We start from the raw sequence: 16,628 nt of genomic DNA, 5'->3' as shown, positions 1-16,628 counted from the left end.
TGCCGATAATAATGGGAGATGAAAATAAAGATTATAAAATCTTAAGAGTAAGAGGACCCGAGGAAGTTGTAACTCATCTCAGAAATATGGGATTTGTTCCTGATGCAATTGTCTAGATTCTTCAAAAAACGGAGAGCGGCATAATTGTAAAACTTTATGAGTCGAGAGTTGCGATTGATAGAACGCTTGGATCTAAAATCGATGTTTGTGAGGCGTAATTATGAGAACTATTGAAGATTTAAAAATTAATGAAACTGCGACAGTGAAAAAGCTTCATGGATTGCTCCGCTCATCTATCTCATCGCAATTGCAGTTGTTATAATTGCAGGAATTATTTTAAAGCACACAAAGAGATTTAAGGGTGACCCGGCTCCGTTTGTTATGGAACTTCCTCCATACAGACTCCCGACCATCAAGAACGTTATTATTCACATGTGGGAAAAGGGTAAATCATTCATAATTAAAGCCGGAACTGTTATCTTTATCGCATGTTTAACACTTTGGGTTCTCCAAAGCTTCAATTTCAAATTCGAATATTTGGGAGAAGACACCGAAAGCTCAATGCTCGCTCAAATCGGCGGTGCATTAAGATACATCTTCGTTCCGCTCGGATTTGGTGATTCATGGGCACCGGCCGTTGCATCAATCACAGGACTTGTCGCAAAAGAAGTTGTAGTTGCAACATTTGCAAGCGTCGGATCAAAAGTTCCGATTTACTTCAGCTATGTTACAGCATTTTCGTTTATTATTTTCACAATGTTCGCAGCACCTTGCTTCGCAGCAATCGGAGCTATGAAACGCGAACTTGTAAACACTAAAGACACGCTCTTTACAGTCGGTTTCCAAACAACGCTCGCATACGTGCTCTCATTCATTGTAAATCAAGTCGGCAGCCTCATTTTCGCAGGCACAAAATACACCGAAAAAATTCATCTCGACCACTCCATCTTGGAAGAAGCGAGTGAATCGATCGACGTTAAAGGAAATTTGATTTTATATGTAATAGCCGGGCTTATCGTCGTTGCAGTTATAGGTGCACTTATTACAAGACTCAGACAAAAGTCTAAATACAAAAAGGTGGCATAAAATGCGTCCAGTTGATATAATTTTGGTTGGTATAATATTAATAGTTTTATTCTTTGCGATAAAACGTGTAAGAAGTTCTTTAAAGTCGGGCGGTTGTGCCGGATGTTCGCACAATTGCGACTGCCAAAAGAAACAAAAAGAACTTGAACGCGGTTACAAAGAATGGCAACAAAAGCAAAATAGAAAATAATAAAAATGTCGGGGAAAACCCCGACATTTTTTTGTACTTAATTTTTTTCTTTTCCTGTAATGCTTCTAACTTCAAGTTTATAAACGGCCGTTCTAGGCATTGCTGCCCTGCTCCACGGAAAATCTTCCATGTGATAGTGATCCATAATTTTTTGAAGTGCATGCTCCTTCTCTTTTTCGTCCTCAATAAAATGAATCTCGCCCGTTCCTATGACGCTCTTGTATCTAAATGTGCAATATCCACGAGATTCCTCCGAATAGAGTTCGTGAGCTGTGTCCATCTCAAAGCATACTTTGTTGTTCTTTTTTAAGAGGTCAATTTTCTTCCCTTCAAGTGCTGAGTGAAAATATAAAATAATATTATCCTTCATTTCATACCCAAAATTCAAAGGAACGATGTAAGGGTACTCTTCGTCATTTATCGCAATTCTGCAAACTTCGCACGAATCAATGACCTCTGCGATTTTATTTATATCTTTTATTTCTCTATTTTTTTGTCTCATCGTTTTTATTACTTAAATGCTCCTTATATAATTTTTTCATAAGCTCTTCGAGTTCGAATACGCTCATGCTCTTTCCTTCTTTTTCGTTTTTTGTCATGATTGCAAGCGTCTCAATATATGAAAATGCAAGTGCAGTGGTTAAAATCGACGCTGTGCTTCCGGAAATCAGTCCGCCTAAAATTGTGCCCGCCCCCGGAATAAGTTTTAAAACATTGGAAACGATATATCTTCCGAGAAATGTTGCACCGCCGGTCCCTCCGACCGCTGCAACTATTGACGTGAGCCGTGTCTTATCAAGCGAAAGTCCGAAAATCGCCGTTATATGAGCAAGCATCGCAACTTGCATCGGCACCAAAACTGACGCATCGCTGAACGGTATTGGAACAAATCCGACTCCGAAAGTTGTTGCAATATATTTTTTCGCCCAACTGCGTGCCCTTTTCACTTTCAAATCGATGTCCGCATGTTGGGCGTTAATAAAAGAATTTTTAGTCTCTTCTGGAATCAAACTTACAGTTTTTTGCACGAGTTCCTTTAAGCCCTGCGGTTTTATTACAAGGCTTGATGAAAGACGCATCTCCTTTGCAAGTACCGGAATTATATCCGCCACATTCAAATCAAGAGAATGCATATATTTATCAAGTTCTCTCGCTTCATCTCCAAAATATTTACTTAAAACCAAAATAACCGGCATAAATTTTGCGAGCTCATTTATAAGATTTATTTCCGCATCTTCGATTCTTGCACTTTGTGCGCTCACGACAAAATATGCGACGTGAATCGGATCGTTTTCCGACTCCTTGTTCTTTAAAAACTCACGCACTTCGGCAATTATCTCGCTTTCATTCTTTTGGAGTTCCAGACCCTTCGTGTCGTACAAAACTATCGGAATATTCTCTTTAGTAATTCTCATAACACTCTTTGTGACCGGCTTTCCAATACCTGTAGTCGCAAGATTCTCCCTGAAAATCGCGTTTATTAGAGTGCTCTTTCCTACACCGGTCTTTCCGACTACCAAAACGTTTACAGGAGTCATCTCCTTTAAAACATCCATAGTCTTGTCGAAAAGCTCGTCGGCAACATTTATATTATCAATATTTTTATTCATACCATCACCTACATATATTTTACCACATATATCACTTTTTAAACTTATAATTCCATTCGAGAAATTTAAAGATTTTATATTTTCAAATTGGGTATAAGTTTTTAGAGGTGAGAATTTTGAAAAAAATATTAGTTACAATGAGAGTTCCGAAAGACACTCTCGAGATACTTTCCAAAAATTTTGAATTGGACTACAATGACAGTCTCGAATTTTTACCGAAAGATATACTTAAAGAAAAAATTAAAACCGCCGATGCTGCTTTGATTCCTTTGAGCGAGAAATGGGACAAAGAAATCATCGACTGTGCGAAAAATTTGAAAATTATTGCAAACTTCGGAGCGGGCTACGACAACATCGACATTTCAGCTGCAAGAGAAAAAGGAATAATTGTTACAAACGCACCTGCTAAAGGATCTACGAATGCAACAGCCGAAATCGCAATGGGACTTATTGTGGACATTATGCGTGGAATAACTAGGGGTGAAGAAGCACTTCGCAAGGGTGAGTTTAAAGGTTGGAAGCCGACTTTTGGTCTTGGGCCTGTGCTTTACGGAAAAACTCTCGGAATTTTCGGGCTCGGGCGAATCGGAAAAGCTGTTGCAATCCGTGCAAAAGCTTTCGGAATGAACGTGATTTATAATTCGAGAACAAAACTCGAGGATGCACTCGAAAAAGAACTCGGCGTAAAATATGTAGAGTTCGATGAACTCCTGAAACAAAGCGACGTCATCAGTCTAAATCCGTCATATTCTAAAGAACTGCACCATCTCTTTAACGAAGATACATTTAAAAAGATGAAACCGACCGCATATCTTGTAAACACATCACGCGGGCCAATTATAGACGAGAAAGCACTGTCAAAGGCTCTCGAAGACAAGGTTGTAAAGGGTGCCGCAATTGACGTTTATGAATTTGAACCTGCTGTAACGGAGTCACTTTTAAAACTCGACAATGTAGTTCTCTCTCCGCACCTTGGAAACGCTTCTATCGAAGCAAGGGACGAAATGGGAATGATGGCTGCAAAAAATATTATCGCCGTTTTAAACGGTGAAGAAGCGCCGAATAAAGTAAATTAATATATCGACCGACGTGGAAACATGTCGGTTTTTTTATGTAAAAAGTCCACCTCCATAAACTCTAAAGCTTACAAAAGCGGACTGATTTTTTATCTTGTTTTTATTACGGTATCAATGTAAACATTTTCAATTGATTTTTGAATGTTTTTCTTGACTCCCGGTATTTCATTTTCCAAATTGTTTAAAAGCTCACGCATTCTGTCTCTCGTGGTTTCAATCTTGCCTTCGCTCAAAACGCATCTACAACCGAGCGATTCAAGCCCGATATAATCCCTAAACTTTATGATGTCGGACTCACCGACGAGATAGAGCGGTCTTATGAGTTTGATACCCGGATGGTTCGCACTGTCCAAAATCGGCATCATATTTCTATACGACCCTTGCATAAACATATTCATAAGCGTCGTTTGCACAACGTCGTCCATGTGGTGACCGAGTGCAATTTTATTTGCGCCAAGTTTTTCTGCCTGTCCATAAAGAGCACCACGTCTCATCCTTGCACACAAAAAGCATGGATTGTCTGCCGCCATCTCCTTTGTAATTTTGAAAATATCGGTGTCAAACACTTTTAATTCCATCTCAAGTTTGTCGTAGATTCCCTTTATGTGATTTACATAGTCGCTGTCAAATCCCGGATTCATCATAACATGGCACAGTTCGAAATTTCTCTCACCGTGCTCATATAGCTCCTCCATTAAAAGTGAAAGCGTGATTGAGTCCTTGCCACCGCTTACGCAGCACATGATTTTGTCGCCGGATTCAATTAATTTATATGATTTTATCGCCTTAATAAACTCACGGTAAATCGGTTTTCTAAATTTTTTTATTAAAGCTCTTCTCGCAGTTTTTCCATCAAGCATTATAATTCATCCTCCGGATCTATCAATTGTCCATTTTTTAGAATTTCAAAGTGAACATGGCTGCCTGTCGAATTTCCGGTCGAGCCCATAAGTCCAATTGCTTCGTTCTTGTCTACAATTTGTGAAACACTGACTAGCGGTTTTAAAAGATGTGCATAACGCGTTTGATATCCGCCCTTATGATCAATTATAACCACATTTCCGTAACTTCCACTAAAGCCTGCGAACACAACCTTACCTCTTTGCGATGCTCGTACAGTCGCTCCGAGATAGTTTGCAATATCAAGTCCTCTGTGGAAGCCGTCAAATCTTGGTCCAAATCCGCTTGTTACTCGTCCGATACTCGGCCAACCGAATTTCGGTTTCAAAGCTTCATCTCTATCGCCAACACGTTTGATTTCAGATGACGGTTCAACGCTGACCTCTTCATTTAAAATTTTAGTTTTTACAACCTGTCCGTTAATAAAGACATTTTCCGAATTTCTTAATAATTCACCGTCAATACCTTCTCTTTCGACAACCTCTTCCCCCTTCTCCAAAGTTTCATCGAAGTTTATAATTGTGGTTTGTGGAAGCACGACTCTCTCGATTCTGTTATCTTTTATAATTAAATCGAGCGAAAATGGCTCCTTGTTTGTCACAAAAACCCCAGGGAAATCAGATGCTTTTTTAAGCCCTGAACTATCCCCCAGTTTTTCATCTTTGAAAATAATTTTGCTTTTCTTTGTTGCCGTTAAAATTTTCGAATAGAACTCCGCCTTTGTCAAAATATCCTCGTCTCTCACAAGCGTGTGTTTCACTTCGACATCATCCATAAATTTAACATCGAGAATCTTTGTGTCCCTTTCAGTTCCGCCGGTAATTTTCTTGACAAAAAAAGTCTTAAACTGACTCAGCATGTCAAGCACATCGTCACGATCCAAAAGGCCACTTATACATTCTCCGTTTTTAAAAACTCCCCACGCGTTTACATATTTGGGAAGCTTGTTCACAAACATAGCCTCGAGCTCGAATTTGTCAACAGTCTTACCGAAAAGCTCATAACCTTTCATTTGTTTTATATCTTCATATAAAATTATTTTTCCAAAATTTATTGACTCTTTTGCCTCTTCAAATGCAGCTTTTATTTCATTTTCATTTCTAACTTTCGCATACATTTTTCCATTTTCGTCAAAAATATAAATTCGACTTGACTGTTTTTGAATAATTGCTGCACATAAAGAAAATAAAAGCAGGAACAAGCCTGCATAAATTAAAATTTTATTATCATTATTTTTCATATTCATCACGTGGTTATTTTACCACTTTTCTTACAATAATTCAAATTTTTCTAACTTTGCCGTAGATAACCGCCAAAATGTATATAAAAAGATTTGAAACAACAATAGTTGCACCGGTCGGAGTACTCAAGAAAAAACTTATAATTACACCCATCACAACCGATACAAATGCGACAATAGCACTTGCAACAATAGAACCCTTAAAACTCTTTGCTATTCTAAATGATGTGAGTGCCGGAAAAATCGTTAGCCCTGAAATCAAAAGTGCCCCGATAACCCTCATGCCGAGAACTATTACAATCGCAGTTATTACTGAAAGAATAACTCTATAGAAATTTACATTTATTCCAATTGCCCTTGAAAATGTTTCGTCGAATGTCACAGCAAAAATTTTGTTATAAAACAAAATATAATATAAAATTACAAAAATTGAAACAGCAACAGTAATATATACTTCAGCGGATGTCGTTGCAAGAATCGAGCCGAACATAAATTGATAAATGTCAACATTCATGCCTTTTGTAAGTGATGTCGCCATAACTCCAATCGATAGTGCTCCCGACGAAAGAAGTGCAATCATTCCGTCTGCATTTATTTTTTTGTTGTTGCTTATTTTAAGAGTAAAAAATGCAGCAACTATAACCACAGGTATCGAAAAATATAGCGGTGCCATGCCAAGACTTATCGCAATTGCAAATGCTCCAAATCCAACGTGACTGAGTCCGTCACCGATCATAGAATAGTTTTTAAGCACAAGGCTTACACCCAATACCGCTGCGATAACTCCAGTCAAAACTCCGACTATGAGTGCTTTCTGTATAAAAGCATATGATAGCATTGTTGATAACTCACTCATGAATATGCACCCCATTTAAAACTCTGAAAAGGTCGCTCTTTACATACTCGTTCTTTGGTCCGAAAAATAGTATGCCGCTGTTATTTGCACCGAGATGAAGAACCATATTCGCACAGTTTATAACATTTCTGACATCGTGCGAAATAATTACAATGGTTTTCCCGTTATGGTTCAATCTATCAATTTCATCATAAAACTCAGCAGTTGCAATTGGGTCGAGAGCGGTTGTAGGCTCATCCAAGAACAAAATCTCCGCCCCTCTTATCATCGCACGTGCCAGCATAACCCTTTTTTCCTGCCCACCTGACAAATTTGAAATCGGCTTGTTTTTTAAATCCTCGATGTTTAGAAGTTTACATATTTCGTCGAGCTTTCTTCTGTCCTCTTTTGAGAAAAATAGCTTTTTTCTTTCGATTAAACCACTCAAAATAACTTCTCTTACAAGTGCCGGGAAATTTTTCTGTGCACTGTTTACTTGCGGAACATAACCGATTTCCGTGAACTCGTTTCTTATAACCTCGCCTCCGTCCGGTTTTTTAAGTCCCAAAATAGCCTTCATAAGAGTGGACTTGCCCGAGCCGTTTTCGCCGACAATCACGAGATAGTCTCCCCTTTTTATCTCAAAACTTAAGTCCGAGAAAACCTTAACATCGCCGTAGCTCGCCGAAAGACTTTTTACCTCAAGCATTAGAGTATTCCTTTCCTTAACGCTTCAACATTGTTTTTCATAATCTCGATATACGTAAGTCCTTTTTTAAAATCATCTCTGCTCAAATTGTGACATGAGTGAAAAAGCACTGGTTCAGCCCCCGTTTCATTTGCAATTTCTCTTGCCATTTTCGGGTCGGTAAGTTCCTCGTAGTAAATAACTTTTGCATTCTTTTCCTTCATATCATCGATTATAAGTGCCATATCCTTTGCAGACGGCTCGCTGTCCGATGCACATGTTTGATAAATACTTCTGGCGTTTATATTATAATCGCGTGCGAAATACTTGAGTGCAAAAGGACTTGAAAAATACATTGTTGCATCTTTTGACTCTTTCACAACTTCAGTGAAAGCCTCGTCTATATTGTCAAGTTCCTTTGTGTATGCGTCAAAATTTTCTTTGTATTTCGATTCATTGTCTTTGTCCACATTGATAAGTCCGTCATAAATATTTTTGCACATAATTTTTGCAAGTTTCGGGCTCGTCCAAATGTGCGGGTCATATAAGTGATGATGGTGATGCTCATGCTCATCATGATCTTCTTCATCGTGATCGTCATGATCATCTTGACCCGATTTTATAAGCTCAATTCCTTTCGATGCATCGACAATCTTGCTGTCGTCGAGGGAAAGGCTTTCTCTTATTTTCTTAAACCATTCTTCCATATAATCTCCGGTATAAATGATAAGGTCTGCTTCTTTTAAAAGCTTCATATCATCCGGTCCCGGCTCAAATGTGTGACTGTCTACTCCCGGCGGCAACAGAAGAGTTGTGTCCGCATCGGTTGCAATAGCTTTTGCAAAACTATAATCCGGGAAAAGTGTTGCAACAATCTTTAATTTACCATTTTCTTGATTTATTTCTTTAATTTCTTTATCAGTTTTTTTGCACCCAAATAAAAAGAGTGAAAAAACACATAATATAAATAATACTTTTTTATTCATCGTCTTCCTCTTTTTCTTCGCAATCGCTGCAAACTCCATAAAAAATAAGGCTATTCGTGTCAATCGTAAAATTGTGATGTGACTTAATGTGGTGCTTAAAATTTAAAAGGTCGATACAGTCCAGCACAAACTTTCTTCCGCACTTTGTACATTTTAATGTTGCGACATCTCTGTCTTCGCGTGCAAGCTTATATCTTACTTTGCCTCCGACATAATATGTGTTTATGATTCCTTTTTCTGCAAGCATTTTGAGATGTCTATAAACTGTAGCAACACCAACTTTTTTCCCTTCTTTTTGAAGCGTTGAAACAATTTCATCGCAACTGTAATCGTCGCCGTTTTCAAGCAACTGGTCTATATTATTTCTTTGTTCTGTATTGTAAATACGTGCCATAATATCCTCCTTAAATTGAATATGATAATCATTATCCAAAAATATATTATCACTATATTCTTATTTTGTCAATAGTTTTTTACTGCCGTCATCATATATCGCACTCTTTTTGTAAGAGTAAATTTTGTTTAAAAACAGCGATTTCGGGTAATAATCAAATAGATATTATTTATTAAAAGGAGAATTTATGAAGTTAATCAGTTGGAATGTAAATGGCATTAGAGCTACCTTAAAAAAAGGTTTCATGGACTTTTTCAATAGCATCGATGCCGATATTTTTGCAATACAGGAAACAAAATGTCACGCCCATCAAGTCGAAATAGATATGCCGGGCTATTTTCAATATTGGCACCAAGCAGAGAAAAAAGGTTATTCGGGTACAGCAGTTTTTACAAAAGTCGAGCCATTAAACGTCAGACGTTCTGGCATTGATTTTTTCGAAGACTTCGATAACGAAGGACGCGTGCTTGAGCTCGAATTTGAAAAATTCTATTTTGTTAATTGCTACACTCCGAACTCAAAAAATGATTTGAGCAGAATTCCTTACCGTGTTACTTGGGAAGGAAAAATGCGTGACTATTTAAAGGGATTGGAAGAGAAAAAACCGGTAATTTATACGGGTGATTTGAATGTAGCACACAAAGAAATAGATTTAAAAAATCCGGACACAAATAAAAAGTCCGCCGGTTTTACACAAGAGGAAAGAGAAAATATGACTTTCCTTCTTGAGCGAGGATTTGTCGATACATTCAGACATCTTTACCCTGACAAAACCGACGTCTACACATGGTGGAGCTACATTACTAGAGCAAGAGACAGAAATGTCGGTTGGAGAATCGACTATTTCATCGTGAGCGAATCGCTTGTTCCTTATATTGAAGATTCAAAATGTTTGATGGACATTATGGGCTCTGACCATTGCCCTGTTGAACTACAAATAGATTTTAATAAAAATTAAATAATATTTTTTTAAATTGGGTAATATAATATTATATTTACTTTGAAAGGAGTGATATTATGAATGATGATTTTTACAATGAAAATGACGACTACGAAAGTTATAGAGAAAGGCGTCAAAGAGAACGTGAAGAAAGAATCAGAAATCTCCTAAATAGACGTGAAGCCTACAATAATAGAGAAAATAACGAAAATATTTACAATGACAGAAAATATGAAAGCTACAATACAAACGAACCGAAAAAGAAACGCAAAATCGGTCAAAAGATTTTATCGCTTATACTTTGTGCTCTTTTAGGTTTCGGTGGCGGTTACTTCGGTGCGAAAGTATTTGTTGAAAACAAACCGGCTGTCGAAGTTAAAGAAGCTCCTTCAAATGCACCGACAATTTCAATAAATCCGACCGGTGAAGAAGGTGTTGTTGAAGCAGTTGCAAAGAAAGCTCTCCCTTCAGTTGTCGGCATTACTACAGTTGAAACTGTGGAAGGCTTTTTCGGTGCACAAGAACTTCAAGGAGTCGGCTCCGGAATTATAGTCGCAAAAGACGGCTACATTTTGACCAACAGTCACGTTGTCGGCGACGGCAAAGCAAAGAGCATCGATGTGCTTCTTGATGACAATTCGACAGTGCCGGCGGAACTTTTGTGGAACGACGCAAGCATGGACCTTGCAGTCATAAAAGTCAACAAAACCGGACTTGTCGCTGCAGAACTTGGCGACAGCGAAAAATTAAACATCGGTGAAAAAGCAATTGCAATCGGAAATCCGCTTGGACTTAATTTCAACAGATCAGTCACTGCAGGATATATTTCCGGCATAGGAAGAACCTTGACAACGAGAGACGGCAAGGCAATTTCAAATCTTATTCAAACAGACGCCGCTATTAACCAAGGAAACTCCGGCGGACCGCTTTTGAATTCAAAAGGACAAGTCATCGGTATAAACTCGGCAAAAATCGGCGGCGAAGGAACTGAAGGTCTTGGCTTTGCAATTCCAATAAATACCGCAAAAGAAATTGTCACATCGCTCATCGAAAAAGGCGATGCAAAACCTATAGTCCTAGGCATACAAATTGCCGACTATGAATACTACAAGGCATATTTTAGAATTAAAGACAACTACAGCGGAGTTATAATTCTTAAAATCGAGCCGAATTCCATCGCACAAAAGAACGGACTCATGCAAAACGATATTATTACAAAAGTTGGAGATAAGAATATAAAAAATACCGACGACCTTAGAACATCGCTTATAAAATATAAGACGGGCGACACTTTGACTCTCACAATTTTGAGAAACGGCTCGGAAAAAACTTTGGATATACAATTATAAGGAGGAAATATGAATAATTTTTTAAAAGACTTGGGACTTAACTTTTCAAAAGACCCTGAAACACAAAGAGAAAATGCTGCCAGAAAACAAATAAGAGATTCTGAACAAAAGAGGGATTCTCTTGTCGACGCTTTAAACGAATCAGTCACAAAAATCGAACTTGAAAACAGAAATTTCTTCGAAGCAATCGGCAGAATTATTTACGAAAGAAATATTGATTTGAAAAATGCAGGACTTAATAATGCTGAAATTGAAACTGCAGTAAACGAAATCAAAAAGAACGAAGAAGAACTGCAAGAACTGGACAAAAAAAGAGAAGGAATCATCCAACGTTACAACGAAGAAATTGAGATATTAAGGTCTGCTATAACTTCTGAAACAAAGGTCGATCCTAATTTTAACAATTCGACTACCGGCAATGCCGTTCCTAACCAAAACTTGGCATTTTGCCCTGAATGTGGTGCTGCAAATCCGGAAGGCTCAATATTCTGTTCAAAATGCGGAACAAAACTTGAAAAATAAATTAAATAATGTAAATTCATAAATTTAAAAACGGCTCATTTGAAGCCGTTTTTTACTAAAAAAATCTATGGGGTTTGTCCCATAGATTTTTTATTTTATTTATTTTCATAAGTCCTAACCGAAACGCCAATCGCTTCATTCAGTCTTTCCCAAACTTTAACCATTGCAAATGTGTCAAGCCCGCAATAATTTAAAAGGTGCGTTCTGAAGTTTTCGAGCTCCTCATCGTCCATCGTCGCCATCCTCTTAAAGGTTGCCGATGCCTCAACTCCGTTGTGTACGCCTTCGAGATTGTGATAATCAAGAGACGGCTCATTCGGAAAGAGTGCCGGCAATACATATTTTATGGAGTACGAACCTTGCATCGCCCTCTTGTAATATTGCTTCTTTTGAAACGGAACCATCAGGTCCTTGATATTGTCGTGTATATTCATAAGATGCCCCGCCAAATCCGGATAAAGTGCGGCAAGTGATTTTATTCTCGTCTTTTCAAAAGCCATATTGTATGCGGTTGTACAAACGTCTTTCGGGATGTCCTTGCAAAGTTTTTCCGCAAGTGCTCTTCTCGGATCTTCGCCCGGATACGCCAAAAACTCAGTGTGCTTCAAATCTCCACCCTCTTCTTCGATGTAGTGAAGCGAATATTGAAACACAATTTGCTCGAATGGCTTCGAGTTCTGATATGCCGGAATTGCAGGTTGATAGGATTCAAAATCCAAAAAATAGAGCGGATATGAAAGTGTTTTCATAAACTCCTGAATCGCATCTTCTTCGATATAATCTGAAAGTTCTTTCACCTCGTGCTCAACTTGCTTCATCTGCGACTTTGAAAGTGCGTTCTCACGCAATATATCCTCAAACGATACAATGCCGTTTCTTAAACACTTAAACTTTGTGGAAGTCCTTGCGCCCGCAACATCAAACACATTAGGCGAAGGAAGATTTTTCGTGCAATATTTAAAACAATCGCACTTATAAGGCGCAAAACATTGTTCTCCAATTTCAATACCAGGCTCCGCTTCAGAATTTAAAATCTCGTAAAACCTCAAAACATTTTCCGCAACAGTCACTTCGCGTGCTTCCGCCTCGTCTGTCACATCTTCCACCACAAAAAGCTCGCCCAAATCAACTTCTCCAACGCGAACATAAGCATTATTTATATAAACAATGCACACACGCTTAACCTTGTATCCGAGTTTTTTTAATATATATCGTTGAAATGAGACGTCGTCGAGATAGATATCCTTTATCGACGTCGAACTCTTCACCTCGTAAATTTCCACCTCGCCGTTTTTTAGATTGTGCAAAATGTCGACGCTTGCAAAAAGCCCATCATAAAGAAACGATGCCTCCGCAATATATTCGCATTCCTCGTGAATGAGTGCAGTCGTTTCTTCTATCATCTTTAGTTTAAAATTAAACGAAACCGTTTTCACATTGTCAAATAATTTCTTTGCAAACTCGCCGACTTCCCTTCCGGTTTCAAGCACTGACTCATCCGCTCCCCCCTCAGGAAATACCTCCGGCTTTCGGTTTCTTAGCCACACCATCTTCGGGCATTGAACCGCTGCACAATAACTTGTCTTTGATAAGTTTAAATCCACAGAATCACCCCACATATTATATGTATTATTATAATTTAAATAAAATTTATTATCAACAAATAGAAATGGTTTGAAAAATTTGAACCAAAAGTTTTTCTTGCTAAATAATCAAAACATTATTAATTCAATATTTGCACACAAAAACTCCCGAGATTCGTTTAATCATAAACTCTCGGGAGTTACTCGTGGCGTTTAAAATGTTTAGGTTCAATCACAGTATTCGTTATTCTCCTTTCTACACAAATTTTACTTTTTAACGCTCCAACCGTGTTCAAGTTAGTTACGTCTTCCCTTACGCTCGATTTGATTTTCGGTTTTTCTAAATTCACTATTGTACCTTACTCTCTTCTCGCTTTTCGGTGATCCTTGCAATGTTTTAAATTCTTCGCCCTGACTTATTTCATCACTTCAAGCATATCGCTGTTCCAAAAGCCACTGAATATTCAATGTTTGAAATAAAGTCTATTTTGTTTTTTAGGTTCTTTTGACGCTTGTTATATTTTCTTGCCCTCTCAATGATTTAATATAAATTGATCTCGTCCGGGCCTTTACCCCGGCTGCTCGACAGACCTTTCAAATTCGGGAAGTGATCTTTCACTCAATAACTTTTGCGTCCCTCGTGTTAATTTTCGCCACGATATTTTTATAAAGGTAATGACGATATCTATTTTTGCACTCGGCATTTTTTTAGATCTGTGCTCTAGTTTTATCATCATCTTCCTTTGTAGTATATATATACCCTAGTAAAGTGATTCTAAACACTTTTTTGAGAAAATTTTTAAAATTTTTTAAATAATTTTAATTTTAAATAAATTCCAACTCTAAAAACGTTGATAAATGCAGCTTTAATTACATTTCTTTTTTTGAATTTAATATAAAAAATTTTTTTAAATTAGTGAAAAATCTTTTAAAAACAACTAAAAAAGTTTTTTCTCTCTTTAAATATTAAAATCAAATACAATTTCATTAAAAAAGAGGCTTATTCAATTCAAGCCTCTTCATATTAATTTAATTATTTTTCTTTTTTAAAGCCGCCACCATATTTTTAAAGAATTTCGGCTTTGTGCCGTAGTTTAGGGCACCGTATCTGTAAATCTTTACAGCTAGCATACCCACAAGAACTGTAAATACAGCCAAAAGTCCAAACGACAGGAATAATTCCCATTGTGGAACAAAGTCCACGCCGTATCTCGTGATCATCGCAAAAGGACTCGTAAATGGCACTATGCTTGCAATTCTAAGAATTGTACCCGGATTGCTCATGCCGAACATTGAAATCATAAATCCTGCAACATAGATGAGCGACAACGGTTGGATTGCCATTCCGAGGTCTTCGATTTTAGAAACAAGACTTGCAGCACATGCGAAAAGATACAAGAACATAATATATCCGACAATAAAGAATGCCATAGATACTACAAATTGATCGATTGAAATGTTTATTTTTAATACTTGTGCAATTGTTGAATCAACTTCCGTTTTTGGTCCAAATTTTGTTCCGATGAACAGTCCGACGACAAGCACCATAACAACAAGCACGCCTATAACCGCAGTCGCAAAAACTTTTCCTCTAATGAGGTCTTTCGGTTTTGTCGAGGTTATCAAAAGCTCCATAGTTCTGTCGCTCTTTTCTCTTGCAACGCTCATTGCGACTTGGTTTCCAAACATCATCATAAGCGTGTATAAAATCATGAGCATCAAATATACAAGCCAGAAATTCTTTGCGCCGTCAGCTTCGAGGATTTTCGGCTCGAAGTTCGTTCCTTTTATAGCTTTTTCAACAATTTTCTCATCGACTCCCGCATTTCTCAAATAATCGCTAGATTCAAGAGCTGACATCGATTCGTTCACCGCTTCTAGCTTGCCCATATTTGAAACGGAGCTCGTCTTTATTACGACCTCCCTCTTGTCACCTGCAATTACATATCCGGCGTAAATATCGCCTGCTTTAACAGCTTCTTCAAGTTTTTCCGGAGAATCGAAATTTTCAAATTTCATTCCCGTTTTTTCTTCTGCCGATTCTTTATTCACAAAATTTTCGGTTGAGTAGATTCCGATGATATCGTCTTCGTCGCTTCCTGCAATCTTAGAGATAATACTCGGAATAAAACTTATGAGAAGTGAAATTGCAAACATTATCGCGACCGAAATTATAAAAGATTTTTTCTTTATACTCGTTAAAAATTCAAATTTAAATACTTTACCCATTTTTCTACCTCGCATATTTTAGGAAAATGTCAGAGAGTGTCGGCTTGTAAAGTCCGTAGCTGTCGACAACCGGTCCCGCCTTTGAAATGTCTTGCAAAAAATTTTCCCTTTCTTTTCCGGTCAAATCGACAACGACTCTTTCCTTTTCAATAGTCGATTCATATCCCATTTTCGAAAGAATTTCCGAATATTCATTCAAATCCGTTTCAAAAGGAATTACATAAACTTTGTTTCCTGCAAGTTCGCGTTTAACATTTTCAATGGTGTCGTTCACTTGGCAAACTCCGTCAGACAAAACAGCGATGTCCTTACAGATTTCATCCACATATCCCATTTGGTGCGACGAGAAAAGTGTGAGTTTGTTGTCGCCTGCTTTTTCCAAAATGAGCTCTTTCAAGAGATTTGAGTTTATCGGGTCGAGCCCTGAAAAAGGTTCGTCCATAATGATAATGTCCGGATTTCCCAAAAGTGCCTGTGAAATTTGAACCTTTTGTTGGTTTCCTTTTGAAAGCACTTCGAGTTTTCTCTTTTCATAGTCCGCAAGTCCCACTCTTTCCAAAAGTTCTCTCGCAGATTTCTTCGCAACCTCCGGATTATAACCCTTCAATTCCGCAAAATAAATCAGTTGCTCAAGTATATTCACCTTTTGATACATTCCTCTTTCCTCAGGAAGATATCCAATTTTAAAATCCTTCGCTCTGAAAGGTGCTCCGTCGATTGTAATCTCGCCGCCGTCCTTTTTTATTACGTCCATAAGTATTCTTATTGTTGTCGTTTTGCCGGCGCCGTTTCTTCCGAGAAACGCAAGCGGTCTTCCGCTCTCCGCCTTGAATGACAAACCTTTTAATACTTCTTTTTTGTCATAAGACTTGTACAAATTTTTAAATTCAAGTATCATAAGCCCTCCTTATTTTTATTTTAACACATCTCGATTAAGTACGTGTAAAAGCTTGTAAAATCAATATTTCTTTTATTATAGCACAACTCGAAATTCAGTTTT

General features: G+C 37.8%; 17 protein-coding genes. 6 read left to right on the top strand and 11 right to left on the bottom strand.

All coding sequences use genetic code 11. The features are described from left to right. The first annotated feature begins 279 nt into the window (after positions 1–279). Positions 280–1,086 (top strand): nucleoside recognition domain-containing protein, encoded by an 807-nt coding sequence (locus tag C7381_RS02200; RefSeq protein WP_342748611.1) that lies wholly within the window; start codon positions 280–282, stop codon positions 1,084–1,086. 1 nt (position 1,087) lies between these two features. Continuing rightward, positions 1,088–1,276 carry a FeoB-associated Cys-rich membrane protein gene (locus C7381_RS02195; protein ID WP_116479714.1) on the top strand — a complete coding sequence of 63 codons (189 nt, stop codon included), beginning with the start codon at positions 1,088–1,090 and terminating at the stop codon, positions 1,274–1,276. A gap of 37 nt (positions 1,277–1,313) precedes the next feature. On the opposite strand, the gene C7381_RS02190 is transcribed toward C7381_RS02195, so the two are convergent. Beyond that, on the bottom strand, positions 1,314–1,778 hold the full coding sequence (locus C7381_RS02190) for a pyridoxamine 5'-phosphate oxidase family protein (protein WP_116479713.1): 465 nt from the start codon (positions 1,776–1,778) through the stop codon (positions 1,314–1,316). Further along, on the bottom strand, positions 1,762–2,886 hold the full coding sequence (locus tag C7381_RS02185; protein ID WP_034544775.1) for a YcjF family protein: 1,125 nt from the start codon (positions 2,884–2,886) through the stop codon (positions 1,762–1,764). The genes C7381_RS02190 and C7381_RS02185 overlap by 17 nt, the downstream gene beginning before the upstream one ends. A 107-nt stretch (positions 2,887–2,993) precedes the next feature. Here C7381_RS02185 and C7381_RS02180 point away from each other — a divergent pair, with 107 nt between their 5' ends. Next, complete coding sequence (locus C7381_RS02180; RefSeq protein ID WP_245893689.1) at positions 2,994–3,962, top strand: NAD(P)-dependent oxidoreductase; 969 nt, start codon at positions 2,994–2,996, stop codon at positions 3,960–3,962. Between the two features lie 89 nt (positions 3,963–4,051). On the opposite strand, the gene C7381_RS02175 is transcribed toward C7381_RS02180, so the two are convergent. Genes C7381_RS02175 through C7381_RS02150 form a run of 6 tightly spaced genes read right to left on the bottom strand, consistent with a single transcriptional unit; the run spans position 4,052 to position 9,005 of the window. Beyond that, a complete protein-coding gene (locus tag C7381_RS02175) occupies positions 4,052–4,822 on the bottom strand; it encodes a tRNA 2-thiocytidine biosynthesis TtcA family protein (RefSeq protein ID WP_052085315.1) in 771 nt (256 codons plus the stop codon). Then, complete coding sequence (locus C7381_RS02170; protein ID WP_165803560.1) at positions 4,822–6,102, bottom strand: peptidoglycan DD-metalloendopeptidase family protein; 1,281 nt, start codon at positions 6,100–6,102, stop codon at positions 4,822–4,824. Before C7381_RS02170 ends, C7381_RS02175 begins: the two co-directional genes overlap by 1 nt. 40 nt (positions 6,103–6,142) lie before the next feature. Continuing rightward, positions 6,143–6,958, bottom strand: a complete 816-nt coding sequence (locus C7381_RS02165; protein WP_034544773.1) for a metal ABC transporter permease — start codon at positions 6,956–6,958, stop codon at positions 6,143–6,145. After that, positions 6,951–7,646 (bottom strand): metal ABC transporter ATP-binding protein, encoded by a 696-nt coding sequence (locus tag C7381_RS02160; protein WP_116479711.1) that lies wholly within the window; start codon positions 7,644–7,646, stop codon positions 6,951–6,953. Before C7381_RS02160 ends, C7381_RS02165 begins: the two co-directional genes overlap by 8 nt. After that, positions 7,646–8,611 (bottom strand): metal ABC transporter substrate-binding protein, encoded by a 966-nt coding sequence (locus C7381_RS02155; RefSeq protein WP_165803559.1) that lies wholly within the window; start codon positions 8,609–8,611, stop codon positions 7,646–7,648. Before C7381_RS02155 ends, C7381_RS02160 begins: the two co-directional genes overlap by 1 nt. Beyond that, the gene (locus tag C7381_RS02150; RefSeq protein ID WP_034544770.1) at positions 8,604–9,005 is read right to left on the bottom strand and encodes a Fur family transcriptional regulator; all 402 of its coding nucleotides are present in this window, start codon (positions 9,003–9,005) and stop codon (positions 8,604–8,606) included. Before C7381_RS02150 ends, C7381_RS02155 begins: the two co-directional genes overlap by 8 nt. Positions 9,006–9,192: 187 nt before the next feature. Between C7381_RS02150 and C7381_RS02145 the strand changes: the two genes are divergently transcribed. The 3 genes from C7381_RS02145 to C7381_RS02135 are packed head-to-tail and all read left to right on the top strand — an operon-like array spanning position 9,193 to position 11,816. After that, on the top strand, positions 9,193–9,963 hold the full coding sequence (locus C7381_RS02145; RefSeq protein WP_034544769.1) for an exodeoxyribonuclease III: 771 nt from the start codon (positions 9,193–9,195) through the stop codon (positions 9,961–9,963). A 59-nt stretch (positions 9,964–10,022) separates the two neighbouring features. Then, positions 10,023–11,294 (top strand): S1C family serine protease, encoded by a 1,272-nt coding sequence (locus C7381_RS02140; RefSeq protein ID WP_116479709.1) that lies wholly within the window; start codon positions 10,023–10,025, stop codon positions 11,292–11,294. Positions 11,295–11,303: 9 nt separating this feature from the next. Next, a complete protein-coding gene (locus C7381_RS02135; RefSeq protein ID WP_116479708.1) occupies positions 11,304–11,816 on the top strand; it encodes a zinc ribbon domain-containing protein in 513 nt (170 codons plus the stop codon). Positions 11,817–11,911: 95 nt separating this feature from the next. Here C7381_RS02135 and C7381_RS02130 read toward each other — a convergent pair whose 3' ends face one another. From C7381_RS02130 to C7381_RS02120, 3 genes are all read right to left on the bottom strand, one after another. Continuing rightward, positions 11,912–13,420: a DUF2779 domain-containing protein gene (locus tag C7381_RS02130; protein ID WP_245893687.1), complete on the bottom strand. Its 1,509-nt coding sequence runs from the start codon at positions 13,418–13,420 to the stop codon at positions 11,912–11,914. 1,008 nt (positions 13,421–14,428) lie between these two features. Beyond that, positions 14,429–15,628 carry an ABC transporter permease gene (locus C7381_RS02125; protein WP_165803558.1) on the bottom strand — a complete coding sequence of 400 codons (1,200 nt, stop codon included), beginning with the start codon at positions 15,626–15,628 and terminating at the stop codon, positions 14,429–14,431. 4 nt (positions 15,629–15,632) lie between these two features. Further along, complete coding sequence (locus C7381_RS02120) at positions 15,633–16,526, bottom strand: ABC transporter ATP-binding protein (RefSeq protein ID WP_116479705.1); 894 nt, start codon at positions 16,524–16,526, stop codon at positions 15,633–15,635. Positions 16,527–16,628 lie beyond the last annotated feature (102 nt).

This window comes from Ezakiella coagulans (genome assembly GCF_003096635.1).
In the GTDB taxonomy this organism is placed as follows: Bacteria; Bacillota; Clostridia; order Tissierellales; family Peptoniphilaceae; genus Ezakiella; species Ezakiella coagulans.
Note: the sequence above shows the minus strand (reverse complement) of the source record. Positions and strands in the feature narration are given on the sequence as shown.